Annotated in this window: 26 protein-coding genes and 1 tRNA gene; 10 read left to right on the top strand and 17 right to left on the bottom strand. The window is 50.7% G+C overall.

Features of this window, described 5'->3' with window-relative positions; all coding sequences use genetic code 11:
• The first annotated feature begins 70 nt into the window (after positions 1-70).
• Genes G9C99_RS01810 through G9C99_RS01790 form a run of 5 tightly spaced genes read left to right on the top strand, consistent with a single transcriptional unit; the run spans position 71 to position 3,703 of the window.
• Positions 71-1,018, top strand: a complete 948-nt coding sequence (locus tag G9C99_RS01810) for an SPOR domain-containing protein (protein ID WP_166415743.1) — start codon at positions 71-73, stop codon at positions 1,016-1,018.
• Entirely contained in the window at positions 1,018-2,013 is a 996-nt protein-coding gene (gene nagZ / locus G9C99_RS01805) for a beta-N-acetylhexosaminidase (protein ID WP_166415742.1), read from the top strand. Before G9C99_RS01810 ends, nagZ begins: the two co-directional genes overlap by 1 nt.
• Positions 2,014-2,025: 12 nt before the next feature.
• Positions 2,026-2,826 carry a segregation and condensation protein A gene (locus G9C99_RS01800; protein WP_166415741.1) on the top strand — a complete coding sequence of 267 codons (801 nt, stop codon included), beginning with the start codon at positions 2,026-2,028 and terminating at the stop codon, positions 2,824-2,826.
• A complete protein-coding gene (gene scpB, locus G9C99_RS01795; protein ID WP_205859811.1) occupies positions 2,819-3,481 on the top strand; it encodes an SMC-Scp complex subunit ScpB in 663 nt (220 codons plus the stop codon). The genes G9C99_RS01800 and scpB overlap by 8 nt, the downstream gene beginning before the upstream one ends.
• 12 nt (positions 3,482-3,493) lie before the next feature.
• Entirely contained in the window at positions 3,494-3,703 is a 210-nt protein-coding gene (locus tag G9C99_RS01790) for a hypothetical protein (RefSeq protein WP_166415739.1), read from the top strand.
• On the opposite strand, the gene G9C99_RS01785 is transcribed toward G9C99_RS01790, so the two are convergent.
• Positions 3,700-4,854 carry an MFS transporter gene (locus G9C99_RS01785; RefSeq protein ID WP_166415738.1) on the bottom strand — a complete coding sequence of 385 codons (1,155 nt, stop codon included), beginning with the start codon at positions 4,852-4,854 and terminating at the stop codon, positions 3,700-3,702. The two genes, G9C99_RS01790 and G9C99_RS01785, sit on opposite strands and share 4 nt — an antisense overlap.
• 70 nt (positions 4,855-4,924) lie before the next feature.
• Here G9C99_RS01785 and G9C99_RS01780 point away from each other — a divergent pair, with 70 nt between their 5' ends.
• Entirely contained in the window at positions 4,925-5,455 is a 531-nt protein-coding gene (locus G9C99_RS01780) for an Lrp/AsnC family transcriptional regulator (RefSeq protein ID WP_166415737.1), read from the top strand.
• Positions 5,456-5,458: 3 nt separating this feature from the next.
• On the opposite strand, the gene G9C99_RS01775 is transcribed toward G9C99_RS01780, so the two are convergent.
• The 8 genes from G9C99_RS01775 to G9C99_RS01740 form a co-directional block, all read right to left on the bottom strand.
• Entirely contained in the window at positions 5,459-6,535 is a 1,077-nt protein-coding gene (locus G9C99_RS01775; RefSeq protein ID WP_166416279.1) for a 2'-deoxycytidine 5'-triphosphate deaminase, read from the bottom strand.
• Between the two features lie 79 nt (positions 6,536-6,614).
• Positions 6,615-6,691: transfer RNA gene (locus tag G9C99_RS01770), tRNA-Pro, on the bottom strand.
• Positions 6,692-6,753: 62 nt separating this feature from the next.
• Positions 6,754-7,746: a MerR family transcriptional regulator gene (locus tag G9C99_RS18380; RefSeq protein WP_231703941.1), complete on the bottom strand. Its 993-nt coding sequence runs from the start codon at positions 7,744-7,746 to the stop codon at positions 6,754-6,756.
• 18 nt (positions 7,747-7,764) lie between these two features.
• Complete coding sequence (gene ihfA, locus G9C99_RS01760; protein WP_166415736.1) at positions 7,765-8,067, bottom strand: integration host factor subunit alpha; 303 nt, start codon at positions 8,065-8,067, stop codon at positions 7,765-7,767.
• Positions 8,068-8,157: 90 nt separating this feature from the next.
• Entirely contained in the window at positions 8,158-9,129 is a 972-nt protein-coding gene (locus G9C99_RS01755; RefSeq protein WP_166415735.1) for a beta-ketoacyl-ACP synthase III, read from the bottom strand.
• Positions 9,126-10,235: a phosphate acyltransferase PlsX gene (plsX, locus tag G9C99_RS01750; protein WP_166415734.1), complete on the bottom strand. Its 1,110-nt coding sequence runs from the start codon at positions 10,233-10,235 to the stop codon at positions 9,126-9,128. The genes G9C99_RS01755 and plsX overlap by 4 nt, the downstream gene beginning before the upstream one ends.
• A gap of 23 nt (positions 10,236-10,258) precedes the next feature.
• Positions 10,259-10,468 carry a 50S ribosomal protein L32 gene (gene rpmF, locus G9C99_RS01745; RefSeq protein WP_166415733.1) on the bottom strand — a complete coding sequence of 70 codons (210 nt, stop codon included), beginning with the start codon at positions 10,466-10,468 and terminating at the stop codon, positions 10,259-10,261.
• 162 nt (positions 10,469-10,630) lie between these two features.
• A complete protein-coding gene (locus tag G9C99_RS01740) occupies positions 10,631-11,188 on the bottom strand; it encodes a YceD family protein (protein ID WP_166415732.1) in 558 nt (185 codons plus the stop codon).
• A gap of 87 nt (positions 11,189-11,275) precedes the next feature.
• On the opposite strand from G9C99_RS01740, the gene G9C99_RS01735 reads away from it, so the two are divergent.
• From G9C99_RS01735 to G9C99_RS01725, 3 genes are all read left to right on the top strand, one after another.
• Positions 11,276-11,731, top strand: coding sequence for an outer membrane protein assembly factor BamE (locus tag G9C99_RS01735; RefSeq protein WP_166415731.1), 456 nt, complete (start codon positions 11,276-11,278; stop codon positions 11,729-11,731).
• A gap of 100 nt (positions 11,732-11,831) precedes the next feature.
• Entirely contained in the window at positions 11,832-12,563 is a 732-nt protein-coding gene (locus tag G9C99_RS01730) for a GNAT family N-acetyltransferase (protein ID WP_166415730.1), read from the top strand.
• A 38-nt stretch (positions 12,564-12,601) separates the two neighbouring features.
• On the top strand, positions 12,602-14,413 hold the full coding sequence (locus tag G9C99_RS01725) for an ABC-F family ATP-binding cassette domain-containing protein (protein ID WP_166415729.1): 1,812 nt from the start codon (positions 12,602-12,604) through the stop codon (positions 14,411-14,413).
• 10 nt (positions 14,414-14,423) lie between these two features.
• On the opposite strand, the gene G9C99_RS01720 is transcribed toward G9C99_RS01725, so the two are convergent.
• The 7 genes from G9C99_RS01720 to G9C99_RS01690 all read right to left on the bottom strand — a co-directional run bounded on the left by G9C99_RS01720 (position 14,424) and on the right by G9C99_RS01690 (position 21,635).
• Positions 14,424-15,179: an SDR family NAD(P)-dependent oxidoreductase gene (locus G9C99_RS01720; protein WP_166415728.1), complete on the bottom strand. Its 756-nt coding sequence runs from the start codon at positions 15,177-15,179 to the stop codon at positions 14,424-14,426.
• 113 nt (positions 15,180-15,292) lie between these two features.
• Entirely contained in the window at positions 15,293-16,597 is a 1,305-nt protein-coding gene (locus G9C99_RS01715; protein ID WP_166415727.1) for a branched-chain amino acid ABC transporter permease, read from the bottom strand.
• Positions 16,594-17,604 (bottom strand): branched-chain amino acid ABC transporter permease, encoded by a 1,011-nt coding sequence (locus G9C99_RS01710; RefSeq protein ID WP_166415726.1) that lies wholly within the window; start codon positions 17,602-17,604, stop codon positions 16,594-16,596. Before G9C99_RS01710 ends, G9C99_RS01715 begins: the two co-directional genes overlap by 4 nt.
• 3 nt (positions 17,605-17,607) lie before the next feature.
• Positions 17,608-18,321 (bottom strand): ABC transporter ATP-binding protein, encoded by a 714-nt coding sequence (locus tag G9C99_RS01705; RefSeq protein ID WP_166415725.1) that lies wholly within the window; start codon positions 18,319-18,321, stop codon positions 17,608-17,610.
• On the bottom strand, positions 18,318-19,106 hold the full coding sequence (locus G9C99_RS01700) for an ABC transporter ATP-binding protein (protein WP_166415724.1): 789 nt from the start codon (positions 19,104-19,106) through the stop codon (positions 18,318-18,320). Before G9C99_RS01700 ends, G9C99_RS01705 begins: the two co-directional genes overlap by 4 nt.
• A gap of 97 nt (positions 19,107-19,203) precedes the next feature.
• On the bottom strand, positions 19,204-20,388 hold the full coding sequence (locus G9C99_RS01695) for an ABC transporter substrate-binding protein (protein WP_166415723.1): 1,185 nt from the start codon (positions 20,386-20,388) through the stop codon (positions 19,204-19,206).
• Between the two features lie 242 nt (positions 20,389-20,630).
• A complete protein-coding gene (locus G9C99_RS01690; RefSeq protein WP_166415722.1) occupies positions 20,631-21,635 on the bottom strand; it encodes a GlxA family transcriptional regulator in 1,005 nt (334 codons plus the stop codon).
• 182 nt (positions 21,636-21,817) lie between these two features.
• Here G9C99_RS01690 and G9C99_RS01685 point away from each other — a divergent pair, with 182 nt between their 5' ends.
• Positions 21,818-23,188 carry a class II 3-deoxy-7-phosphoheptulonate synthase gene (locus G9C99_RS01685; protein ID WP_166415721.1) on the top strand — a complete coding sequence of 457 codons (1,371 nt, stop codon included), beginning with the start codon at positions 21,818-21,820 and terminating at the stop codon, positions 23,186-23,188.
• A gap of 1 nt (position 23,189) precedes the next feature.
• On the opposite strand, the gene G9C99_RS01680 is transcribed toward G9C99_RS01685, so the two are convergent.
• Positions 23,190-23,852, bottom strand: coding sequence for a PAS domain-containing protein (locus tag G9C99_RS01680; RefSeq protein WP_166415720.1), 663 nt, complete (start codon positions 23,850-23,852; stop codon positions 23,190-23,192).
• Positions 23,853-23,905: the final 53 nt, after the last annotated feature.

Raw genomic sequence — 23,905 nt, 5'->3', positions numbered from 1 at the left:
CGTCTCGTCCGGGGCTGAGCAGGCAAGACCAACCGTTTTATACATAAGAAACGGTGGACGAGAGGCAGATATGGCAGACGTTGAATTCGACGATTCCTATGGGTATGACCCGACTGATAAAAATAAGAACGGCTCTTCTGTTCCGGTGATTGCCGGGGCTTTGATGTCTCTTGCGTTGATTGCAGGGCTCGGGACATGGACTTACCGTTTGGCTGTTCGTGATGTGACGGGCGTGCCCGTTGTCCGTGCAATAGAAGGCCCGATGCGAATTCAGCCCGTTGAGCCGGGGGGCGAACAAGCACGCCATCAAGGGCTTTCAGTAAACCAGGTTCAAGCAGCCGGCGAAGCTGCACCAGCCGCAGATAGGTTGGTTTTAGCCCCTGAACCCGTCGGTATTTTGCCATCTGATCAACCGATCACAGAAGAACGTCCCGTCGTTTCTGCACCTATAAATATTGGCGAAGCAACAGACAGCCCGGTGCTTGTCTCTGCTGAAACCGTTATCCCTGAAGGTGGGGGGCTTAGCAATTTGGTCGATCAATTAATTGATGGTACAGCCCCACTTGGTGAGTTGACCGAGATTGATGATGCGACTCAATCGCCTTTGCGTGTTGCGGCTACGGTTCCCGGAGTTGCTGTGTCGTTGCGTCCTCAGCCACGTCCGTCAAGCGATGTGATTGCGCAAGCATTGGCAACTGCACAAAGCGTAAGTCTAAGCGAGCCTAGCACCCAAAATACCGACGAAGTCGCAGCAAGCAGTATCGCAGCTGGAACACGGCTGGTGCAATTGGGGGCATATGATAGCGCCGACCTCGCCCGCCAAGAATGGGCCCGCATTGCTGGGCAGTTTGAAGACTATTTCGAGGGCAAGTCTCGCGTTATTCAAGAGGCAACCAGTGGCGGTCGCAGTTTCTTCCGTCTTCGAGTCCTTGGGTTTGATGGTCTTTCCGATACGCGGCGCTTTTGTTCCGTGCTTCTTGCGCGTGAAACAGCCTGTATTCCGGTTGTTGTCCGGTAATGACAACGGGGGCTTATATTTTTGGGTGTGAAAGCGGCGCTTTGTCTTTGGATGAGCGCCACTTTTTTAAGGAAGCTGATCCCTGGGGGTTTATCCTTTTTGCTCGAAATCTAGAAACGCCGGATCAGATACGTGCCTTAACACAAGATTTACGCGATAGCGTTGGGCGTAATGCACCCATTTTGATTGACCAAGAGGGGGGCCGTGTCCAAAGGTTACGCGCCCCTGAATGGCGGGAATGGTTGCCAGCATTGGATCACGTTGAACGCGATCCCAGCGTAGCTGTGCGCAGTATGCATCTAAGGTATCAGTTGATCGCATCTGAATTGATCGCCCTTGGGATTGATTGCAATTGCGCCCCTAATGTTGATATCGCAACGCCTGATACCCATGCCGTTTTGCGCAATAGGTGCTACGGTACAGATGTTAATACTGTTGTCGAAATCGCGCGCACTGTAGCAGATGCGCATTTAGCGATGGGGGTTCTGCCGGTGATGAAGCACATTCCTGGTCATGGGCGTGCGAATATGGACAGTCACCTTGAATTGCCTGTCGTTGACGCGAGTGCTGAAACCCTGCACGAAACCGATTTTGCTGCATTTGCAGCGCTGGCAGATTTACCAATGGGGATGTCCGCGCATATTGTGTACTCGGCCTTTGGTGAAACTGGGCCAGCTACAACATCGAAAGCGATGATTGACCTCATACGCACTGAAATTGGATTTGATGGTTTGCTGATGACCGATGATCTATCGATGAACGCGCTGGCCGGGAGTGTTTCAGAACGCACCCGTGCTTCACTGAGTGCTGGCAACGATTTGATTTTGCACTGTAATGGTGAGCGCGATCAAATGGAGGCTGTAGTATCAGAGGCAGGCCCATTGACAGCAAAGGCCCAAAACCGGGCTGAGAAGGCGCTGGCAATGCGCAAATCTCCTGATGCAGTTGACATTCAACAGATTGAGTCCGAACTTAATGCTCTTATGAAGCAGTAAGATCAGGATGGAATGACCGAACGCGATATCTTCGATGATGAAACAAAGGAACGAATTGATGCGCGGCTTGCCGCAGAAGCATTGATCGTTGACGTTGATGGTTACGAAGGACCGCTTGATCTATTGTTGACGCTTTCGCGAACGCAAAAAGTGGATCTGCGGCGCATTTCGATTTTGGACCTCGCAAAGCAATACCTAGCCTTTATCGAGCAAGCCAAGGCGCTGAGGATCGAATTGGCCGCGGATTATCTGGTCATGGCAGCGTGGCTTGCGTTTCTAAAAAGTCGTCTGTTGTTGCCACCTGATCCGTCCGAAGAAGGCCCGTCAGGTGAAGAATTGGCCGCGCATCTGGCATTTCAACTAGAGCGTCTCTCGGCCATGCGCGAAGCTGCTGCAAAACTGATGGCGCGTGACCTATTGGGGCGCGAACGTTTTGTACGTGGTCAAACCGAAACCGTAAGACGTTTGCGTAGTACGACTTATGAGGCCAATCTTCTGGATCTGATGCAGGCCTATGCGCGCATTCGTACCAAAGACGACTTTCGACCCTATGTCATGGATCGCGACGCTGTTTTTACAATGGAACAAGCCTTAGATCGGCTGCGCGGATTGATTGGGTATGCCGGGCAATGGACTGATTTGATCAGTTATTTGCCTGATGGTTGGGAAGATGACCCGATTAAACGTCGCAGCGCAACAGCAGCACATTTTGCGGCGGCTCTGGAATTGGCCAAGGCTGGAACCGTTGAAATCCGCCAAGACGCTACCTTTTCTCCCATTCACATCCGAAAAAGGGATGATATTGATGGATGATACATCACCAGACATAAACGAGAGCCTGTTCGAGGCTCCACCAATGGCCGAACAAGAGCGGATGGCCGAAGCGATCCTCTTTGCAACAGCTGAACCGATCTCAATCAAAGAGTTAAACACGCGATTGCCCCATGGGTGTGATGCGGCACAGGCTTTGATTTCGCTTGAAAAGCGATATGAAGGGCGAGGAGTCAAATTATCAAAAGTTGGTGATGGCTGGGCCATGCGTACCGCTGCAGATTTGGGTTTTTTGATGCAGGCTGAGTCTGTTGAAACACGAAAACTTAGTCGGGCTGCAACTGAAACTTTGGCTATTATTGCCTATCATCAACCAGTTACACGTGCCGAAATCGAAGAAATTCGCGGCGTTTCGGTTAGTCGTGGTACACTGGATCAATTGCTTGAATTGGAGTGGATCCGGTTTGGACGACGACGCATGACACCAGGAAGACCCGTAACATTTGTTGTAACTCAAGTGTTTTTGGACCATTTTGGCCTTGAGAGTGCCCGAGATTTGCCCGGTTTGAAGGATTTAAGAGCAGCAGGGTTGCTCGAGAGTCGTCCGCAACCGGGTATGATGCCGGGCATTACGGATGAAGAAGACAACGATGACAACCGTGAGGAACACGGGCAAGACGATATGTTTGAGGGCTAAGGAGGCTCAGCCATGAATCAGATTATCAATATGATTATCCGCCAGATCACCAATCGTGCGGTGAACGCAGGTATCAACAAAGGTATCGATATTGCATCTCGTCGCGGGAAAGCCCCGGAAGACATGACAGATGCCGAACGCCAACAGGCTAATGCAGGCCGCGAAATGGGGCAAAACGGACGTAAAATGATCCGAACGATGCGCCGCTTTACACGTTTCTAAACGGCATTTTTTCGAGTGGCAGCTAATCTGGCGAACAGCGCTTCGCCAGCGCCGAACGTCACGATTACGGATGCAGCGATGGCGCATCCGACGATGCCAAAGTGTTCAAACAATGGTTTAAACACAACCGTGGCGGCAAACACAGCAAGATACATCATGGTTGAGTTTAATCCCATGATTGCCCCCCTCTGCGTCGGATCAATCGCGGCTAACCTTCCTACAGTTAGGTTTAACCCTACGTGTTGAACCATTCCCCAAACGAACATTAAGCCTACGAGGATTTTGTAGTTCATCGCCCATGCCGCCATGATTAAGTAGAGTACCGTCAAAACGCTAAAGGTAACAGCGAGCCCCCGCCGAGGCCCAATTTTATTAAGGTGGCGATCAAAAATGATCGATAAAGCAAAGCCCAAACCATAGCTAAGTGTTAGCGGACCCGCTGCAGAAATTGGTAATAAGAGTTCCCGCTCTAGATGGGCGCCTAAGTAGTTGTAGAACCCATAAAAACCAGTCCCCAAGCACGCCACAGCAAAGAGGCCGGGAATAACGCCGGGCAGCTTAAGCGCTGTTATAGGGGAGGTACTGCGTCCGGTCGCGCTGATGCCTTCAAATTGGCTTCGGGATATTGCGATAGCAATCAGCGCCATCCCTGCCGCGAGGATCAAATAAACCGAGCGCCATCCAGCGAAATCGGCAATATAAGCAGAAGCCGTCACGCCACCGACGAGCGACAACGTCCATCCGGTCAATACGGTTCCCATTGTCTGGGATTCTTTTCCCGGGGGTGCGATTTGCGCCGCGAGGGAATAGGTGGCCGGTAGGGCCATGCCAGCCCCAATGCCAGCGATCCCCTGTGTCGTGGCCAATACCAAAATGTTCGGAGAAAAAGCGCTCGCGAATAGGGATACGCATAAAACCAACAATGCCCACCCAAGCGCTTTGTCCGCACCTATACGATCAGCACGCGGGGCCAGCGTTAAAGCTGATGCAGCAACCCCCAGCCCGTAGATCGCAGATGCGATCATAACGGTTGCAGCATTCTCTACCCCCAAACCGCGTGCAACTTCTGCTGCGATTGGCGATAATACCAGAGAATTAGCTCCGATAATGCCGACGGCTGCTGTGAGCAGAAAAATAGATTTGTTTCGCATTTTTGGTTTTCCGAACAGTATTCAGTTATATTAATATAACTCCGAATTAAATTCGGAAAGAGAAGAGCATATGGAACCAAAAAATACAGATCAGATTCAGAAAAATACTAAAACCCAGCGGTCCATTGATACGATTGACCGAAGAATATTAAGTGTTCTAACCAAAGATGCGACTACAAGTTATGCTGAACTGGGCGCGATGGTTGGCCTATCGGCGCCTGCGGTCCATGAGCGAGTCAAACGAATGCGCAAGGCGGAAGCTATCAAAGCGACTGTTGTTGCTTTGGATGGCAAAGCGATGGGAAAATCATTCTTGGCATTCATCCATGTAGAGGCGCGTGGCTGGGGCAAAACCACTGAATTGGTTGCGCTTGGTCAATTGCCTGAAGTCGAAGAAATACACTCAGCGACGGGAGATACCGGCTTAATTCTCAAGGTGCGCACAGAGAACTCTGTAGCATTGGAGGGGTTTCTTTGGCGATTGTACGATATCGAAGGTGTCCGCAGCACCAAGACATACGTCGCATTGTCCACGTACCTTGAACGGGGCGTTCAACCGGAAATCACCCATTCTCTGGCAGAAGGTGGTAACATCAAATAGAGTTTATAGTGACTTGAAATGTTTTGATAATTTCAACCCTTGACCTTGGTAATTTGACGCAATGCCAGCACCATATAGCTGGGTTGGGTCCTCGGCCATCCGTTCGTAAATTAAACGCCCGACGACCTGTCCGTGTTCCAGTACAAAGGGGGCTTCGTGGCAGCGCACCTCCAGCACACCGCGCGAACCAGCGCCGCCTGCCGGATCATGTCCAAAGCCGGGATCAAAGAAGCCAGCATAATGCACGCGGAATTCTCCAACCATGGCTAGATAAGGCGCCATTTCTGCTGCACAATCCGGCGGGATGTGAACGGCTTCCCGGCTGACCAAAATGTAGAATGCACCGGGATCTAAGATGATCTGCCCTTGTGTCGTATGGATGGGCTCCCAATATTCGTCGGGGTCGTAGTGGTTGATGAGATCCAGATCGATGACCCCGGTGTGAGGCTTCGCACGAAAGCCGACAAGGTCGCCTTGTGTCGGGCGAAGATCAACAGAGAATCCCAAACCTTCGTCAATATGCGCATCGCCGGAAACCAAACCGACAGAGGCGTGACGCTGGCGCAATTCGTCATCTGTTAGAACAGCCTGACCTTGACGAAACCGAATTTGATTCAGCCGCATACCAGGGCGTACAAGCACAGAAAAGGAGCGGGGGCAAATTTCCGCATACAAAGGACCGCTATACCCGGAAGAGATGCGATCAAATTCAACACCACCATCCGTTATGGTGCGGGTCAGAAGGTCGAGCCGTCCGGTCGAGCTTTTGGCATTGGCGACGGCTTGTATTCCGTCAGGTAGATTGAGGTGTTCCATCAATGGCACGACATATACCGCGCCCTTTTCGAGAACCGCACCTTCGGTCAAATCTATCCGGTGCATTTCAAATTCGTTTAACCGATCAGCAACGCTCACACCTGCGCCCGTCAAAAACGAGGCACGAACGCGATAGGCTACTTTGCCTAATCTAAGGTCGAGACTAGCGGGTTGAATTTGTTCTGGAGTAATAGCGGGTGTAGCCCCGATAACCCCAGATTGGATCATATCAGCCAGCGTTTGATTCGGTAGAACCCCATGCATATCCAATGTATCCTTAGCTGTTCGTTCTTCGGTTAAACAAAACCGCCCGATACCAAAAGGCATGGGCGGTTGTTGTATTTGGTCGGGCTAGCAGGACTCGAACCTGCGACCTTCCGTCCCCCAGACGGACGCGCTACCAGGCTGCGCCATAGCCCGAACTGCGACCTTCATACTGGTTTTATGTCGGGGCGCAAGCCTGAAAACGTTGTTTTTGCCGTTCATTTTTGTGCGTTCTCTGCCATGCGCGTTTTGAGCGAAGCCAACACTTTATGAACAGACTGCAATTTCTCAATCTGCGAAGCATTAAGTTCGGATTTTGCAGAATTCATCTGTGTTATCAAACTTGTGGCGTCAGGAAGTAAAGCATCATCGGCAGGGTCGTTGGGTACTGATGCCGCGATTATAACCTTCGGGGCTGTGTCGTCCGATACAGTGACATCATGCGTTTCTGGTTCATCTATACCTTCTGGAAGCGAAGCATCGATAACGTCGGTTTCTGTCGAAGTTGTTTCAACGGCTTCCTCAAAGAGTTCCACCTGAACGGGCTCAGTAGGTTCAGGATTTTGGGCTTCTACCTCTGCCGGTTCTGCTAAATCCGCGATTTCTGGCGCATTGTTAGGTGAAGGCTCGGGTAGAACCTCTTCAAGCGACTGTTCTTCTGAATGTAAGGAGGTCTCGGGTTCAGAAACGGGTTCGGTTTTCAGCGTAGGCGGAGCGTCGATTTCCACTTCAACCTCTGCATCGGTCACGGATTCTTCTATTGGTTCCGCTTCAATGATCGGTTCCGGTGCCGCCGTTTCGACATCTGGTGTCACATCCTCAGCAGTATCAGCGGTTTCTAAGACTTCAGGATGTGCGGTTGGGGCGGGTGTTGTTGCTTCTGGCATTGGTGCTACATCAATAGATTCTATTTCAGCACCATCAAAGTTACCCTCCAAGGGTTGAGAATGCGCGGCAACGCCTTTTGGCCCCTCGGATTGTAAGATTTTTTGTACGCCTTTGATGGTCATGCCATCGTCGTGCAGCAGCTTTTTAATACCACCAATAAGTAGCATATCGGCTGGGCGATAGTAACGCCGTCCTCCTGCGCGTTTTACCGGTTTAATTTGGGTAAATTTGCTTTCCCAAAACCGTAGAACATGCGCTGGTGTATCGATCCACTCAGCAACCTCGCGGATTGTACGAAACGCGTCAGCGGATTTACTTCCCATGTTTTGAAATGCCCTGAATTAACCTTTGTTGCCGTCGGCAACGCGGTCTTTCATCAGATGTGACGGGCGGAACGTCATGACCCGACGCGGTGTGATCGGAACTTCCTCACCGGTTTTTGGGTTGCGGCCAACGCGGGCCGCTTTGTCACGAACACTGAAGGTACCAAAAGATGAAATTTTAACGGATTCCCCTGAAACCAGAGCATCTGAAACATGCAGCAGGACGCTCTCAACAAGTTCCGCAGATTCATTACGTGACAATCCGACTTCTCGGAACACGGCTTCGCTCAGATCCATGCGTGTTAGGGTCTTATTGGTCATGCTGGTCCCTCCGGTTTTGCAGAACAGAATAGTCGGAGAGGTTTTTCCGAGTCAATATCAACAGCTTGGAACCCGTCGTTAAAACGCCTTTTACCAGCGAATAACCACCGAACCCCATGCTAAACCGCCACCAATGGCTTCGGTCACGACCAAATCACCCTCTTTGATCTGCCCATTTGCTTTTCCAACGGACAACGCCAGAGGAATCGATGCTGCAGAAGTGTTGCCGTGATCTTGAACCGTGACAACGACACGGTCCATCGGTAAGCCCATTTTCTTCGCGGTGCCTGCGATGATCCGGATATTTGCTTGATGTGGAACAATCCAATCGACATCTTCGCTGGTTAGTCCAACCTTTTCCAGCGCGGTGTTGGCTGTTTTTGCCAATTTTTCAACGGCGTGGCGGAAAACCTCTTTGCCTTGCATACGTAAATGACCGGTTGTATGGGTCGAAACTCCACCATCCACATAAAGCAAATCTTTGTAACGACCGTCTGAATTGAGGTCAGTTGACAACACGCCGCGGTCGTCTGTTGTGCCATCGCTTTCAACAGCTTCCAACACGAGTGCACCGGCGCCGTCCCCAAACAAAACGGAGGTTGTGCGATCTTCCCAATCCATAATGCGGCTAAACGTTTCCGCACCGATAACCAGCGCGCGTTTTGCTTGGCCTGACACGATCAATGCGTTCGCATTTGTAAGCGCAAAGACAAACCCTGCGCACACAGCCTGAACGTCAAAGGCAAAGCCTTTGGTCATGCCAAGTGCACCTTGAACCATTGTCGCTGCTGAGGGGAACGTCAGATCTGCGGTTGATGTCGCTACAACTATTGCGTCGATATCATCTGCAACCAGACCGGCGTCCTTCAATGCAGCTTGGGCGGCATTGGTGGCCAGCATCGAAGTTGTTTCACCTTCGGCGGCAAAATGGCGACGTTCAATACCTGAACGGGAGCGAATCCATGCATCGCTGGTGTCTATTGTCGCTTCGAATTCTGAATTCGGAACGATACGTTCAGGCAAATAATGCCCAACGCCCTTGACGACGGCGCGAAGTGTCATACGGAAGATCCGTCCTTTTGGTCTGTGATTGTGCCATCTTGTCGTGCGCTGTGCGCAGATGCAACCCGCGCGGCCAGTTTCTCTGAAAAACCTTTTTGCGCCAAAGTGTAAGCCAGTTTGATCGCGGCTGAAACACCGGTTGCATCAGCAGAGCCATGTGATTTCACAACGGTCCCGTTCAACCCGAGAAACACGCCACCATTGACCCTGCGAGGGTCGGTGCGTTTTTGCAGTCGCTTTAGAGATGTCAGAGCAAGCACAGCGGCGATACGCGACAAGAAAGTATGTTTAAAAGCTTCGCGCAGGAACTGACTGATAAGTCCAGCAATTCCTTCGGCGGTTTTAAGGGCGATGTTGCCGGTGAAGCCATCGGTTACGATGACATCGACGCGATCACTTGGGATGTCTCCGCCTTCGACAAAGCCGACATATTCGAACTGCGCTGTGTCGGCCATTTCAGCGATCATATCGCTGGCGACTTTCAGCTCTGCGCGTCCTTTATGTTCTTCGGTTCCGACATTCAGCAATCCAATGCGAGGACGCTCAAGGCCGAGACCGTTGCGGGCATAAGACGCCCCCATCAGCGCGTATTGCAGTAAATCTTCTTCATCAGCTCGAATATCTGCACCCACATCCAACATGACATTAAAGCCACCAGGATTACGCGATGGCCATAGGCAGGCGATGGCAGGGCGATTGATACCTTCGAGTTTTCGCAGGCGAATCATGGAAACGGCCATAAGGGCACCGGTGTTTCCGCAGGACACCGCGACAGTGGCCTCGCCGTTGCGCACAGCATCGATGGTTGACCACATAGATGTGGCTTTACCGTGACGCATAACGTGACTGGGTTTTGCGTCCATGGTCACAACGTCTTCGGTGTGACGGATTTCGCAAACAGCCTCTAGGCCTTTGCGTTTGCGAATGAGGGGAAGCAATACATTTTTATCGCCGTGAACGATAAACCCGATGTCTGGGTTTTTATCCGCAGACAAGGCAATACCGGCGACTACTGCCGCCGGTCCACGATCTGATCCCATCGCATCAACTGAGATGATGGTGCGCGCTGCACCCGAGCCGTTCTGAGGGGTATTCGCCGTCGTCATGCCGGGCGCAACGAGACGCAGGCTTATGCCGCGTCTTCGTCGTCCAAATCAACCTCATTTGCCATCGCAACAACTTCGCGATCAGCGTAGTGGCCACATGCACCACAAACGTGGTGAGGGCGCTTCAACTCGCCGCAGCTTGGGCATTCAGCAGGGTTACCCGCAACCAAAGCATCGTGTGAACGGCGCATGTTGCGGCGCGACTTCGTGATTTTATTCTGTGGGACAGCCATGTCACAACCTCAGTATTCAAGGGGGCTGTTTTAGCTAAGCCCCAGTTTTCTTTGGGTTTTGCCTAGGTATCGGTATGATACGACTCTGCAATCCCAGTGATCTCAATGAGGCCGGGAACATAGTGCAATTCCCAACCAACGCAAGTGCTTTCTTTACTCTTCCTAATCGTCTTTTTGTAGTTTGTCACGTAGGGCCGCGAGACCTGCAAAAGGACGGGTATCTTCGTCACGCATGGGGGCGGTGCCTTCTTCGGTAAAAACGGCCTCTCCCAGAGCGGCATTTTCTGATCTGGGATAAAGCGGGAGCGCAATTGACAGCGCTTCCAACATGACTTCCGCTAGATCAATTGTTGCGGGCAAAAGATCGAGGTTGTCATCATCTGGCATTTCAGTTTCGCTGGCTTCTTCATACTCGGGCAAAGATGTTGCGTAGTTGCGAACGGTATCTTCATCAATACGCGTGGTGACCGGATCTAGCGTTACACTACAAGACTGCACAACCGTTGCCCCGAGTGCGGCGTTCAATTGCCAATCTGATTTACCTTTGGCTGCTAACGTGCCCTCAAAACGCAATTTGCGCAGATCAAGCAATCCAAGCTGTGCTGCGATCATTTTCAGTTCAGCAGATGAGGGTGTCAGCGAAAAACGTGTGGGTTTGCGTGTCGGAAGATCCGCCACACGCAAAGGGTGAGTCATAGCGGGTGCAGGTGCTTTGGACATGATGCGTGCGCTTCCTTTCTTGAATAGAGCTCATTCATTCTGTAAGTCGGATACGAGGCAATGCAAGGCATGGCAAGAGGTCGAGATATGATAGTAGGTCGTAACCATTGGAAAAAAGGCGTCGTATTGGCTGCTGTATTGGCGCTTGCGTCTTGTACATCGACCTATCGCAATCACGGTTACGTGCCTCTTGATGAGGATTTGGATAACGTAATTATTGGCGTTGATACCCAAGATAGCGTAGCTGAATCGATTGGCCGCCCCACTGCTGCAGGTATTCTTGCCGGAAGCGGTTGGTATTATGTGCAAAGCCGTTGGCAACATCTTGCTTGGCGCGCGCCTGTTGAAATTGAACGCGAAGTTCTTGCCGTTTCGTTTGATTCCGATGGAGTCGTTCAGAATATCGAGCGCTTCGGATTAGAAGACGGAAATGTTGTGGTGCTTTCCAGACGTGTCACCGATAGCAACATCGAAGGCGTTTCATTCTTGCAGCAGCTCCTTGGGAACTTTGGTGTGCTGGATGCGAGCCAGTTCTTAAATTAAAAATAGAACTGCTACTGTGTTTTTGGCGCGGATTGGCGTATATTACGCATTGTAAACTGGGTGCCTGTTTGGGCGGGCATCAATTACAAAAGGCAAAGATGTGTCAATTTTGGCTGGCCGATATGTAAGTCGCTATGCGCAAAATGATGAAGACTTGTTAAAAGCGCAGCGTTTGCGCGCGCGCGTTTTTTATGATTCTAATTATGCCACCGATGCGGATGATTTCGACGTTATTTTCAAACACGTTCTGATCGAAGACAGTTATTCTGCTGAGTTAGTCGGGTGTTTTCGAATTCAGATTGTGAAAACCGAAACTGAATTGAACAGGGGATACTGTGCCCAGTTCTACGGTTTGCCTCGTTCATCTGACTTTAATGCTCCAATGCTTGAGCTTGGCCGGTTTTGCATCGATCCAAGTGTGTCTGATCCTGATGTGCTGCGCATGGCATGGGCCACATTGACTAGCATTGTGGATGAACACGATATCAAATTCATGTTTGGATGCACTTCGTTCACAGGCACAGATCCGGTTGTCTATCAAAATGCTTTTGGTTTGCTTACGCGAAAGCACCTTGCACCCGAAATGAAACAACCCACCGTAAGAGCCAAAGAAATTTATGAGTTTTCAAAGGTTTCAAACACCTCTTACGATCCTAAAAAGGCTTTGTTAGAATTGCCGCAATTGTTGCGCACCTATCTGATGATGGGGGGGTGGGTGAGCGATCACGCTGTTATTGATCGTGATTTGAACACGTTACATGTTTTTACGGGTCTAGAGGTGGCTGGAATTTCAGAAGGCCGTAAACGTCTATTACGCGTGATTTCGGGTTAAGGATTGACCTTCGTCGATGGGGCAGATAGCCCGAGGCCATGGCACGTATACCTTTACTTCAACTCTCCGATATCGCGCTCACCTTTGGGGGTGATCCGATTTTTGCAAACCTAGATCTCGTGGTGCAACAGGGCGACCGTGTCGCTTTGGTTGGACGTAACGGGTCAGGAAAATCCACCTTGATGAAGGTGATGGCCGCGCTGGTCGAAGCTGACAGCGGGCAACGTGTTGTGCCACCCGGAATTAGCGTTGGTTATATGGATCAAGATCCAGATTTATCGGCCTTTGCAACCCTTGGCGATTTCGCAGCGAGCGGGCTTGACGCATCTGAGTCTTATAAGGTGGCGATGGTGGCCGAAGGGCTGAAGTTTAATCCAGATACGCCGGTCGATACGGCCTCAGGTGGGGAACGCCGCCGCGCGGCATTGGCGAAACTCTTGGCCGAAGCGCCTGAACTGATGCTGTTAGACGAACCGACCAACCACTTAGATATCGAAGCCATTGGTTGGCTCGAACGCGAGCTTAAAGAAACGCGCGCGGCCTATGTGTTGATCAGTCACGATAGGGCATTCTTAAATGAACTTACGCGTGCAACCCTTTGGATTGATAGAGGTTCTGTAAAGCGTCAGGAGAAAGGCTTCGCCGCTTTTGAGGCTTGGCGTGATAAGACCTGGGAAGAAGAAGACGAACAACGTCACAAGCTAAACCGCAAGATCAAAGCCGAGGCACGGTGGGCTGTTGAGGGCATTTCAGCACGTCGGAAACGTAACCAAGGCCGCTTGCGTGCATTGCATGAAATGAAGGCCGACCGCGCCGCACAAATTAAACGCCAAGGCACGGCCGCAATGGCGATGGAAAGTGGAAGCAAATCAGGCAAGCGTGTGATCGAAGCGGTGGATATTTCAAAGTCCTACGGCGATAAAACGATCCTAAATCCGTTTTCTCTGCGCGTGTTACGCGGGGATCGTATCGCATTTGTTGGCCCCAATGGTGCTGGCAAAACCACATTGCTGAAAATGCTGATCGGCCAAGAAACGCCTGACAGTGGTTCTATTCAACTGGGCACCAACCTTGAATTGGCTGTGTTTGATCAGAATCGCGCGCAGCTTGATCCGGATATGACCCTTTGGGACAGCTTAGCGAGCGACCCAGAGCTGGGCGTTTCAGGTAAAGCCGACCAAATCATGGTGCGCGGTATGCCCCGCCATGTGGTTGGCTATCTAAAAGAGTTCCTATTTGACGAAGCACAGGCGCGTGCGCCGGTTCGATCTTTGTCTGGTGGTGAAAAAGCCCGGCTTTTACTTTCAAAACTGATGGCTAAACCATCAAATGTTTTGATCTTGGATGAGCCGACCAACGATCTCGATGTGGAAACATTGGATTTGTTGCAAGACATATTGGGCGAATATGACGGTACAGTTCTATTGGTCAGCCACGATCGGGACTTCTTAGATCGGGTCGCGGAAAAAACCATCGCGATGGAAGGCAATGGAATTGCGACGACCTATGCCGGGGGCTGGAGTGATTATCAGATCCAACGCGGTGTCGTTGAGAAAGCCGAAGAAAAAGCGAAACCCAAAGCAAAAAAATCAGATATGCTAAAAGCTGAAAGGCCTGTTGAGACAGGGTTATCGTTTACCGAAAAACATCGATTGGAAGAACTGCCAGCCGTGATCGAACGCCTAGAGGCTGAGATTGCCAAGCTTGAGGTGTTCTTATCCGACCCTGATATGTTCACCAAAGAACCGGTGAAGTTTCAAAAAGGCTCTGATGCATTGGTAGAACGCCATGCGGCTCTGTCGGACGCTGAGGAAGAGTGGATGATGCTCGAAGAGAAAGCAGGGGCCTAAGTCCCGCTTTTCATTGCATTCTAAGTGCGCCATCAATGCGAATGACTTCGCCGTTGAGGTAGGGGCTTTCGATGATGAACTGGGCCAAGCGTGCAAATTCAGATGGTTTACCCAACCGTTTTGGAAAGGTCACATCCGCTGACAGGCCGTCTATAATGTCCTGCCCCAAACCTTCTAACATGGGGGTTAGGAAAATTCCCGGCGCGATGGCCATGATCCGCACTCCAATTGAACTTAGGTCACGAGCAACCGGAAGTGTTAGGCCCGCTATGCCTGCCTTAGAGGCACCATAGGCGGCCTGACCTTTTTGCCCGTCAAAAGCAGCAATAGACGCTGTGTTGACGATCACGCCGCGTTCGCCGTCCTCGTTGGGGGTGTTGTTGGCCATCTGCGCCGCAGCAAGTCGTAAGACGTTAAAACTACCGACCAAATTGATATTTATAGTGCGTTGAAAACTATCCAATGCGTGCGCACCGTTGCGCCCGACGGTTTTTTCACCTGTCGCGATACCTGCGCAATTGATACAGGCATTTAATCCGCTCATTGCGCCAGAAGCTTTTTCTATCGCGGTCGCTACGGATTGTTCGTCTGTGACATCTGTTTCAACAAAATGCCCACCTATTTCTGAGGCGACCAGAGGCCCACGCGTGGCGTCGCGATCCAATAGCGTGATTTCGGCCCCAGCAGCGCGAAGAACACGCGCTGTGGCCTCGCCTAAACCAGAGGCACCACCGGTGATAATTGCTTTGGTCGTTTGTATTTGCATCACATAGCCCTTTAATTGAACGCATGTTCAGATAACGAATGTCTATAGGCTCTGTAAAGCGTGACGCTGTGTCTCAACGAAAAACCCCCACCAAAAAGGCGGGGGTTTTGAAGTTATTTTTCTGGGATCAGGCCTTTGGGACTAAACCTGAGGACCACGATTAAAATAATCCCCATAGTCAAAAGTCGCATATGGGCAACTGATTCAAGCAAATGATCCTTTAGCCAGTAACCATCAGCCATTGGTGCAGTGATCAAATTCATCAGTGCAGCGCCCATGGGTTCTACTTCGACCCAAAGGAACCAAATGAGGAACCCGCCGAGAACCGAACCCCAGTTGTTACCTGACCCACCGACAATGACCATCACCCAAACGAGAAAGGTGAAACGCAATGGCTGGTACGCTGTCGGGGTGAGCTGACTATCAAGTGTCGTCATCATGGCGCCAGCAATACCGCAAATGGCGGAACCGAGAATAAAAATCTGCAGGTGACGTGCCGTGATGTTTTTACCCATCGCTTGAGAAGACACTTCATTATCACGAATAGCACGCATCATGCGCCCCCAAGGGGAGTTGAGCGCCATTTGAGACAACCAAAGTAAGATCAACAGAACTGTCGTAAACAATGCCGCATAACACAGTTTAACAAACAGGGTAGAGGCTAGAACAGGTTCAAACCCAATGCTGGCTGCAGTGTCGATGAATGCTTGCGATGCTTGAAGGTCAACTTCGTAAGGGACCGGGCGTGGAATACCCACGACGTTTTTAACGCCACGGCTTAGCCAATCTTCGTTTTTCAGCAAAGAGATAATGATTTCTGCAATGCCAAGCGTTGCAATCGCCAGATAATCAGACCGAAGCCCAAGCGCGACTTTACCAATAACCCACGCAGCACCAGCGGCAAGCAAACCACCAACAGGCCATGAGATAATCACAGGCAAGCCCAAACCACCTAGATATCCCGTTCCCGCCGGATTGACGCGTTCAATTTCTGTGACGGCCGCGTCAAATAAACTACGGAATAAGAAAAACCCAGCAATCAATAGAACAAGGATCGCAAGTGTGCGGGTTTTACCAGCGGGTAGCTTTTTATAGGCAAAAACAGTGGCAATAATTGCACCGAGCCCAACCAATAAGGCCACGATCATACGTCCACCGCCCGCAGACCATGCATCGTAAGTTGTCGGCATCGAAACCAATACAGCGGCCAAACCGCCCAAGGCAACGAACCCCATAACTCCGACATTCAACAGCCCAGCGAGGCCCCATTGCAGGTTCACCCCTAAGGACATGATTGCGGAAATGAGACCAAAGTTAAGGATGAGCAGAGCAGTGTTTGCCCCTTGGATAATGCCTGCGCCGATGATCAAAACACCAACAAGCGCAAACAAAGAGATATTTTTCATGTTTACAGTCATAGCGCTTTTCCTTTGAACAGGCCGGTTGGTTTAAACAGCAACACGATGATCAGAATAACAAATGACACCGCGAATTTGTAATCGGTGGATAAAAGCTGCACGAGCCCAGTTGGATCCAAACTGTCCGGTAGGATGTAAGTCAGCACCTTTTTAAAGGCATAAGTGATTGTGACTTCGGAAAACGCGATGACAAACCCGCCGGTGATCGCACCAAGCGGATTCCCCAATCCGCCAACAATGGCCGCCGCAAAGATGGGCAGCAAGAGTTGGAAGTAGGTGAAAGGTTTAAACCCTTTGTCCAGACCATACAGTACACCCGCGATTGTCGCCAAAGCCGCCACCAAGATCCACGTAATGGTCACGACACGTTCGGGATTAATCCCGGACAGCAACGCCAGATCTTCGTTGTCAGAAAACGCGCGCATAGATTTACCGGTGCGTGTTTTGTTCAGGAACCAAAACAACCATGCAACCACGATCACTGCGGTGATGACGGTGATGCCTTGCGATGTTTTAAAGGCCAGACCTTCGGACAATCCGGTCCACGCTTTGAATTCACGAGCTCTGATGATGAAGCGTTCGCCATCTGCAAAACGTTGATCACCAGGCCCAATGATGAAGCGCACAAGGCCGTTCATGATGAACATGACGCCCAATGACACGATTAAGAAAATCACTGGCGGAGATTTTTGGGTGCGGTAAAACCGATAAATTACCCGGTCTGTCCCCAACAATAACAGCGCAGTAAACGCGATACCAAAGGGCAGGGCGAGCAGTGCTGTTGGAAGTGGCCCAAGTGAAATACCCCAAGACTGAAGCAACCATGTGACCATGATTGTTGCCATTGCGCCAAAGGCCATCGTGTCGCCGTGCGCAAAGTTGGAAAAGCGCAAGATGCCGTAGATTAACGTAACCCCAAGCGCACCAAGCGCGAGTTGGCTGCCATATGCAATGCCGGGGATGAGAACGAAGTTTGATAGCGCGATAAATGCGTTTAAAAGATCCATCTCTTAACCCCCCAAGAAAGATTTGCGGACTTCGGGGTCGGCCAGTAGGGCCTGTCCGGTGTCGGTGAAGCGATTGGCACCTTGCACGAGAACATAACCTTTATCCGCGATTTCAAGTGCTTGCCTTGCGTTTTGTTCGACCATCAAAATTGAGATCCCAGTACGGGCCACTTCTATAATACGATCAAAAAGTTCATCCATCACAATAGGTGAAACGCCTGCTGTGGGTTCATCTAGCATCAGCACCGTTGGTTTGGTCATCAAAGCGCGACCAACCGCAACCTGTTGACGCTGGCCACCCGAAAGCTCACCCGCGGCCTGAAGGCGTTTTTCCTTTAGAATAGGAAACAGATCATAAACCTGTTGCATGGTTTCTTCCATGCCGTCTTCGCGTAGGAAGGCACCCATCTCTAGGTTTTCTTCAACGGTCATTGATGTGAAAATGTTAGAGGTTTGCGGCACAAACCCCATGCCTTTGGCAACGCGTGCCTGAGGCGAAAGCTTTGTTATGTCTTCGCCATTCAAACGCACAGCGCCTGTATGGACGTTTAACATACCGAAAACGGCCTTCATCGCTGTGGATTTTCCAGCGCCATTTGGCCCGACAATCACAGCGATTTCGCCTTTGTTTACAGCAAGTGTACAATCATGGAGAATATCAGGGCCCTTACCGTAGCCCCCGGTCATTTTATCCCCGATGAGGAAAGGTTCGCTCATGCGCCTGTCTCCTCTTTCACTTTGTTTTTGAGGCCAGTGCCCAGATAGGCTTCGATGACCTGTTCGTTGGCTTTGATTTCATCCAGCGTGCCTTCGGCCAGGACCTTGCCCTCTGCCATACAGATAACGGGATCGCAAATGCGGCCGATGAAATCCATGTCATGTTCAATCACAACAAAGGTGTAATCACGTTCTTTGTTGAGGCGTACAATCGCGTCGCCAATAGTGTTTAGCAATGTGCGGTTCACACCTGCGCCAACCTCATCCAAGAATACGATCTTGGCGTCGACCATCATGGTACGCCCTAGTTCGAGCAGCTTTTTCTGACCGCCTGAGATTTCACCCGCGCGTTGTTCTGACAAATGTTCGATTGTCAAAAACTCAAGTACTTCGTCCGCTTTCGCGCGCAACGCCCGTTCTTCTTCAGCGATGCGTTTGCGTCCAAACCATGTATTCCACAGCGTTTCGCCGGATTGACCGCCTGGAACCATCATTAGATTTTCACGGCATGTCATTGAGCTAAATTCATGCGCGATCTGAAATGTTCGCAGGAGGCCCTTATGAAATAGTTCATGCGGCGGCAGACCGGTAATGTCTTCGCCTTGCATGGTTACACGTCCTGCCGTTGGGCTATGAACCCCGGCAATCACGTTGAATAATGTGGTTTTCCCGGCGCCATTCGGGCCAATAAGCCCCGTAATCGTACCTTTTTCGATAGAGAGCGATGCCCCATCAACAGCGTGGAAGCCGCCAAACTTTTTGACCAATCCGTCAACGACGATCATGTCCCACTTCCCCTTGTTTGGTGGATCATTTTTTTGACCCTTCTTATGAAAACAGCCCGGGAACCTGCCCGGGCTGCTTGCGTTTGTGTTTCAGAACTTAGCGGAAACGTACGGTTGTGTTTGCGCCGTCTTGCACTTCGATTTCACGGTAAGAACCAGCGCTTTCGCCGCCACCGATCAATTCAACAGCAGAACCACCAACGTAATCGATTTCACCACCGGCACGCAGGATGTCCAATGCTTTTGCGAGTTCACCTGGGTAGATTTCTTCGCCTGGTGCGTTTGCAACGTTCAGGATTTCACCAACGTAATCAGCTGGATCAGATGAACCTGATGCTTCCATTGCAAGCATGAACAATGCTGCTGCGTCATAGCTTTCTGGTGCGTAAGGTGAGGTGCCTTCAAAACCATGCTCTTCGCCGAAAGCAGCCATAGTTTCAGAACCGCGACCAGGTGCGCCAGCGATTTGACCAAATGAACCATTAAGGTCTGGGCCAACATTTTCTGGCAGAGAGTCACCGATCATGCCACCCGGCAGAACAAATTGTTCGAACGCGCCAGAGTCAAGCGAAGCATTGATGATGCCAAGACCACCTTGGTCAAGGTAACCAGCAACAACAAGAATATCGCCGCCTGCAGATGCAAGCGCGCCAACCTCAGCTGAATAGTCTGCTTTGCCATCTTCGTGTGCAGCATTGATGGTGACAGAACCGCCAGCCGCTTCGTAAGCAGCTTGGAATGCGTCAGCCAAACCTTTGCCGTAGTCGTTGTTTGTGTAGGTCAATGCAACAGATTGGAAACCGCGATCCATTAGGATTTCAGCCATAACCTGACCTTCACGCGCATCAGATGGTGCTGTGCGGAAGAAAAGGCCTTGGTCTTCTACGGTTGATAGAGCGGGCGAAGTTGCTGACGGTGAAATCATAACCATGCCGTTTGGAATTGCGACGTTTTGCAAAATCGCACCAGTCACACCAGAACAGTCGCCACCGATCAGGCCAGAAACGCCTTCAGCAGAAATCAGACGTTCAGCGTTTGATGTGGATAAGCCGTTGTCGATACAACCTGTATCAGCGCGTACGCCAGCAACGTTTGTACCGTCTAAAATACCACCAGCAGCGTTTACTTCAGAGATCGCAAGCTCTGCGCCTGCGCCCATGTGGGTTGCAAGTGATTCAATTGGACCGGTGAAGCCGATGAGGATGCCGAGTTTGACGTCGTCTGCAGAAGCTGTTCCCGCCAATAGTGCGGTTGCTGCGGTCGCCATGAGCATTTTTTTCATTATTTTCTCTCCCATATTGGTTTTTCTGCGCTCACCTTAATGACGATTCGCAAAAAGGGAAACCGGGAAAGATAGAATCGCCAACGATGTTCTTTATCGCATTGTAATATGGGGGATTTTTGAAATTTTGTTCCAATAGGATGGTGATTTAAAGAATGTGAAATACCGATTCTAGCCGATTTTTTTATCCCGAATTCGACGAATTGAATTACTGTAGTGTACGTAAGTACACCACAGGTTCTTTAGATTGACAGCCGTGTAGATTGTGAACCGCGTTCCCGGTACGGGGTGGTGTTATAATGTGACCGGTAGCATTTGGAAAAATGCGACGGCGACGCAAAACCACAGGCCAAAGCGACGTTGATAACGCTCATATCCGTTTGCATCAAAAGATTGCGCGCCTTTTGCAGCCTTAGCTCCATATAATAACGTTTTGGACTACGGTTGAGATAGCGACGGAACAGGCGTTCAAGTTGTCGCGTCGACATACCTACGTCTTTCGCCAAGGTGGATGGCGAAATAGGTTCTTCGATATTTTGTTCCATAAGTTGGATGACTGTCGACAACTTTGGATGGCGCACGCCGATACGCGACGGAACAGACAGTCTTTGGGTATCCTGATCTGTACGAATAGACGAATAAATCAACTGATCAGCGACGGCATTGGCCAAATCTTCGTTGTGATGATCGGCAATTAGCTTGAGCATCAAATCAATAGAAGAAGTGCCACCGGCTGTTGTGTAGCGTTTTCCATCCATGACGAACACCGATTTGGTCAGGTTAACTTCATCGAATTCTTCCGCAAAACTGTCTTGGTTTTCCCAGTGGATTGTTGCGCGTTTTGAATCGAGTAAACCCGCGCGTGCCAGTGTGTAGGCGGCCGTGCACAATCCACCGATGACAACGCCGTGTCGGGATTGCTTGCGCAGCCAATTGAGAACAGCAGGCGTAGAGGCCTGTTGGATTTCGATGCCACCACACACCAATATGATATCATCACGCCGGACTTCTTCTAAACCTAAATGAAGTTTGAAGGTCGCGTTGTTCGAACATAGGACTTCTTCGCCGCCTTCACCTGCAAGCACCCATTCATAGAGTGTTTGATCGGCAGCTTGGTTGGCCAGACGCAGAGGCTCAATTGCGCTCGCAAAGGAAAGCATCGTGAAATTGTGCAACAACAGAAACACAAACCGGTGCGGCTTGCCTTCAGGAGGATCGATATCCACGAGTTTGCGATTTTGTTGCATTGGCATGACCTTTCGGTGGCTGAAAAGAGCGAAGCAGGTTTGAAGACTCAGATCAAGAAGTTCGTGCTGATTATCATATCATATATCGCTGCGCGCATTTGCGCTGGATTTCTTCTGTTGGCAAGCCCCTAAAAACGTCGATATAAGGCAAACTCTAAATTATTCTTATTGGAGCAAAGACGATGACACGGGTCTGGAACAAATCTGACTGGCGCAACAAGCCTAGGATTCAGATGCCCGTCTATACGGACGAGGTAGCACTGAATGCTGTAGAGGCACAGCTTGCAAAGTATCCTCCGCTCGTTTTTGCGGGGGAAACACGGACACTTAAGGCGCAATTGGCTGCGGCTTCTCGCGGCGAAGCGTTCCTATTGCAAGGCGGCGATTGTGCCGAAAGTTTCAGCGATTTTTCAGCTGATGCGATTCGCGATACGTTCAAAGTGATGCTGCAAATGGCGATGGTTTTGACCTATGGCGCCAAAGTGCCAGTGGTCAAAGTTGGCCGTATGGCCGGACAATTTGCAAAACCACGTTCTGCACCGACAGAAACTAAAGATGGAATCGAACTGCCAAGCTACCGCGGCGACATCATCAATGAACTCGATTTCACCGAAGGTGCGCGCAGCCCTGATCCTGCAAAAATGTTGCAAGCTTATACGCAATCTGCGGCGACTTTGAACCTTTTGCGTGCATTTTCCACTGGTGGGTATGCAGATGTTCATCAAGTTCACAGCTGGACCATGGGATTCACCAAAGGCGATAATGCTGCGAAATACCGCGATATGGCGGACCGTATTTCTGACGCGCTCGACTTTATGAAAGCGGCCGGTGTTGATAGCGATCGTGCGCACACTTTGCAGACCGTTGATTTCTACACCAGCCATGAATCACTTTTGCTGGAATACGAAGAGGCGCTTTGCCGGATTGATTCGACTTCAGGTCGCCCGGTTGCGGGGTCTGGCCATCTGTTGTGGATTGGGGACCGTACCCGTCAGCCTGATGGCGCACATGTTGAATACCTGAGTGGGGTTCAAAATCCGATTGGTTTGAAATGTGGACCAACAACAACGGCCGAAGACCTGAAAGTTCTGATGGCAAAGTTGAATCCAGAAAACGAAGCTGGGCGTTTGACCCTAATTGCACGTTTTGGTGCAGGCTCTGTAGGCGATCACCTACCGCGCTTGATCAAAACCGTTCAAGAAGAGGGCGCAAATGTGCTTTGGTCTTGTGATCCGATGCATGGCAACACCATCAAATCGGCGACAGGCTATAAAACCCGCCCATTTGATTCGGTTCTGCGCGAAGTTCAGGAATTCTTTGGCATTCACAAAGCTGAAGGCACGATCCCAGGTGGCGTTCATTTCGAGATGACCGGCCAGGATGTGACGGAATGCACCGGTGGTGTCCGCGCTGTGACCGAAGAAGACCTATCCGATCGTTACCACACTGCGTGTGATCCGCGCCTCAACGCGAGCCAATCTCTGGAACTCGCTTTCTTGATCGCGGAAGAGTTGTCTTCAGCCCGCAAAGAAATGCAGGCCAAAGCAGGATAAATCAGTCGTCTGATTTCACCAAACGAAGAGCCGGGCGCGTTGTGTCCGGCTTTTTCTCTTCAAATGCTACGTGATCTTCGGCAAACCCGATTACGGATTGCGGCACATCTTCGGCGTTGTGGCTGTCAACGTGAACGTGGCGGGCCTTTGTTGTTTCAATATGGAAACGACGACCTGCGCGGCCAATTGGGCCTTCGGTGACAAATGCCCCCAATATACGGTTCACTTCACCCATGTCATTTTTCAATGGCAAAAAGATCATTTTGCCGTCCATCGGTGGTTTGCCGATCCCTTTTTCAGCGTAAAGAGTCAGCTCAACGATTTCGGGGCCGCTGAATGCGCGCTCTAGAACGTCTGAAACAATCGCACGGGCATCTGGTGTGAAAAATGCAGACAGCGGCATTCCACGAACTTCCATGCCCATCAAGTCAACGAGATGCATACCAGCGATACGAAACCGTGCAAGACCCGGTGCGATGCGCTCGAGTACAAATGTGTGTTCCAGCAGCTGTTGAATGCCGCGCGGATCAATTTCAGAGCGGCTTGGAATATCATTACCATTGCGCAGACCTTCCCAATACGCCTCAATCTGCTTCAAAGCAGGAAAGCGATTAAGATCTTGGTAGTCTACCATTGAAATGATGTTATGTCCGTAATGCGTCATCTGTTTTCTCCGCCCTTCGAGAGCCGTTCCCATCTATGGCTGTTGTTCCTAGG

The sequence above is a fragment of the Cochlodiniinecator piscidefendens genome, assembly GCF_011326755.1.
GTDB lineage: Bacteria > Pseudomonadota > Alphaproteobacteria > Rhodobacterales > Rhodobacteraceae > Cochlodiniinecator > Cochlodiniinecator piscidefendens.
Note: the sequence above shows the minus strand (reverse complement) of the source record. Positions and strands in the feature narration are given on the sequence as shown.

Excerpts from the sequence above, each read along its gene's own strand:
- G9C99_RS01810 (WP_166415743.1), top strand. The coding sequence starts at position 71 with ATGGCAGACGTTGAATTCGACGATTCCTATGGGTATGACCCGACTGAT.
- nagZ (WP_166415742.1), top strand. The coding sequence starts at position 1,018 with ATGACAACGGGGGCTTATATTTTTGGGTGTGAAAGCGGCGCTTTGTCT.
- G9C99_RS01800 (WP_166415741.1), top strand. The coding sequence starts at position 2,026 with ATGACCGAACGCGATATCTTCGATGATGAAACAAAGGAACGAATTGAT.
- scpB (WP_205859811.1), top strand. The coding sequence starts at position 2,819 with ATGGATGATACATCACCAGACATAAACGAGAGCCTGTTCGAGGCTCCA.
- G9C99_RS01790 (WP_166415739.1), top strand. The coding sequence starts at position 3,494 with ATGAATCAGATTATCAATATGATTATCCGCCAGATCACCAATCGTGCG.
- G9C99_RS01785 (WP_166415738.1), bottom strand. The coding sequence starts at position 4,854 with ATGCGAAACAAATCTATTTTTCTGCTCACAGCAGCCGTCGGCATTATC.
- G9C99_RS01780 (WP_166415737.1), top strand. The coding sequence starts at position 4,925 with ATGGAACCAAAAAATACAGATCAGATTCAGAAAAATACTAAAACCCAG.
- G9C99_RS01775 (WP_166416279.1), bottom strand. The coding sequence starts at position 6,535 with ATGCATGGGGTTCTACCGAATCAAACGCTGGCTGATATGATCCAATCT.
- G9C99_RS18380 (WP_231703941.1), bottom strand. The coding sequence starts at position 7,746 with ATGGGAAGTAAATCCGCTGACGCGTTTCGTACAATCCGCGAGGTTGCT.
- ihfA (WP_166415736.1), bottom strand. The coding sequence starts at position 8,067 with ATGACCAATAAGACCCTAACACGCATGGATCTGAGCGAAGCCGTGTTC.
- G9C99_RS01755 (WP_166415735.1), bottom strand. The coding sequence starts at position 9,129 with ATGACACTTCGCGCCGTCGTCAAGGGCGTTGGGCATTATTTGCCTGAA.
- plsX (WP_166415734.1), bottom strand. The coding sequence starts at position 10,235 with ATGACGACGGCGAATACCCCTCAGAACGGCTCGGGTGCAGCGCGCACC.
- rpmF (WP_166415733.1), bottom strand. The coding sequence starts at position 10,468 with ATGGCTGTCCCACAGAATAAAATCACGAAGTCGCGCCGCAACATGCGC.
- G9C99_RS01740 (WP_166415732.1), bottom strand. The coding sequence starts at position 11,188 with ATGTCCAAAGCACCTGCACCCGCTATGACTCACCCTTTGCGTGTGGCG.
- G9C99_RS01735 (WP_166415731.1), top strand. The coding sequence starts at position 11,276 with ATGATAGTAGGTCGTAACCATTGGAAAAAAGGCGTCGTATTGGCTGCT.
- G9C99_RS01725 (WP_166415729.1), top strand. The coding sequence starts at position 12,602 with ATGGCACGTATACCTTTACTTCAACTCTCCGATATCGCGCTCACCTTT.
- G9C99_RS01720 (WP_166415728.1), bottom strand. The coding sequence starts at position 15,179 with ATGCAAATACAAACGACCAAAGCAATTATCACCGGTGGTGCCTCTGGT.
- G9C99_RS01715 (WP_166415727.1), bottom strand. The coding sequence starts at position 16,597 with ATGACTGTAAACATGAAAAATATCTCTTTGTTTGCGCTTGTTGGTGTT.
- G9C99_RS01710 (WP_166415726.1), bottom strand. The coding sequence starts at position 17,604 with ATGGATCTTTTAAACGCATTTATCGCGCTATCAAACTTCGTTCTCATC.
- G9C99_RS01705 (WP_166415725.1), bottom strand. The coding sequence starts at position 18,321 with ATGAGCGAACCTTTCCTCATCGGGGATAAAATGACCGGGGGCTACGGT.
- G9C99_RS01700 (WP_166415724.1), bottom strand. The coding sequence starts at position 19,106 with ATGATCGTCGTTGACGGATTGGTCAAAAAGTTTGGCGGCTTCCACGCT.
- G9C99_RS01695 (WP_166415723.1), bottom strand. The coding sequence starts at position 20,388 with ATGAAAAAAATGCTCATGGCGACCGCAGCAACCGCACTATTGGCGGGA.
- G9C99_RS01690 (WP_166415722.1), bottom strand. The coding sequence starts at position 21,635 with ATGCAACAAAATCGCAAACTCGTGGATATCGATCCTCCTGAAGGCAAG.
- G9C99_RS01685 (WP_166415721.1), top strand. The coding sequence starts at position 21,818 with ATGACACGGGTCTGGAACAAATCTGACTGGCGCAACAAGCCTAGGATT.
- G9C99_RS01680 (WP_166415720.1), bottom strand. The coding sequence starts at position 23,852 with ATGACGCATTACGGACATAACATCATTTCAATGGTAGACTACCAAGAT.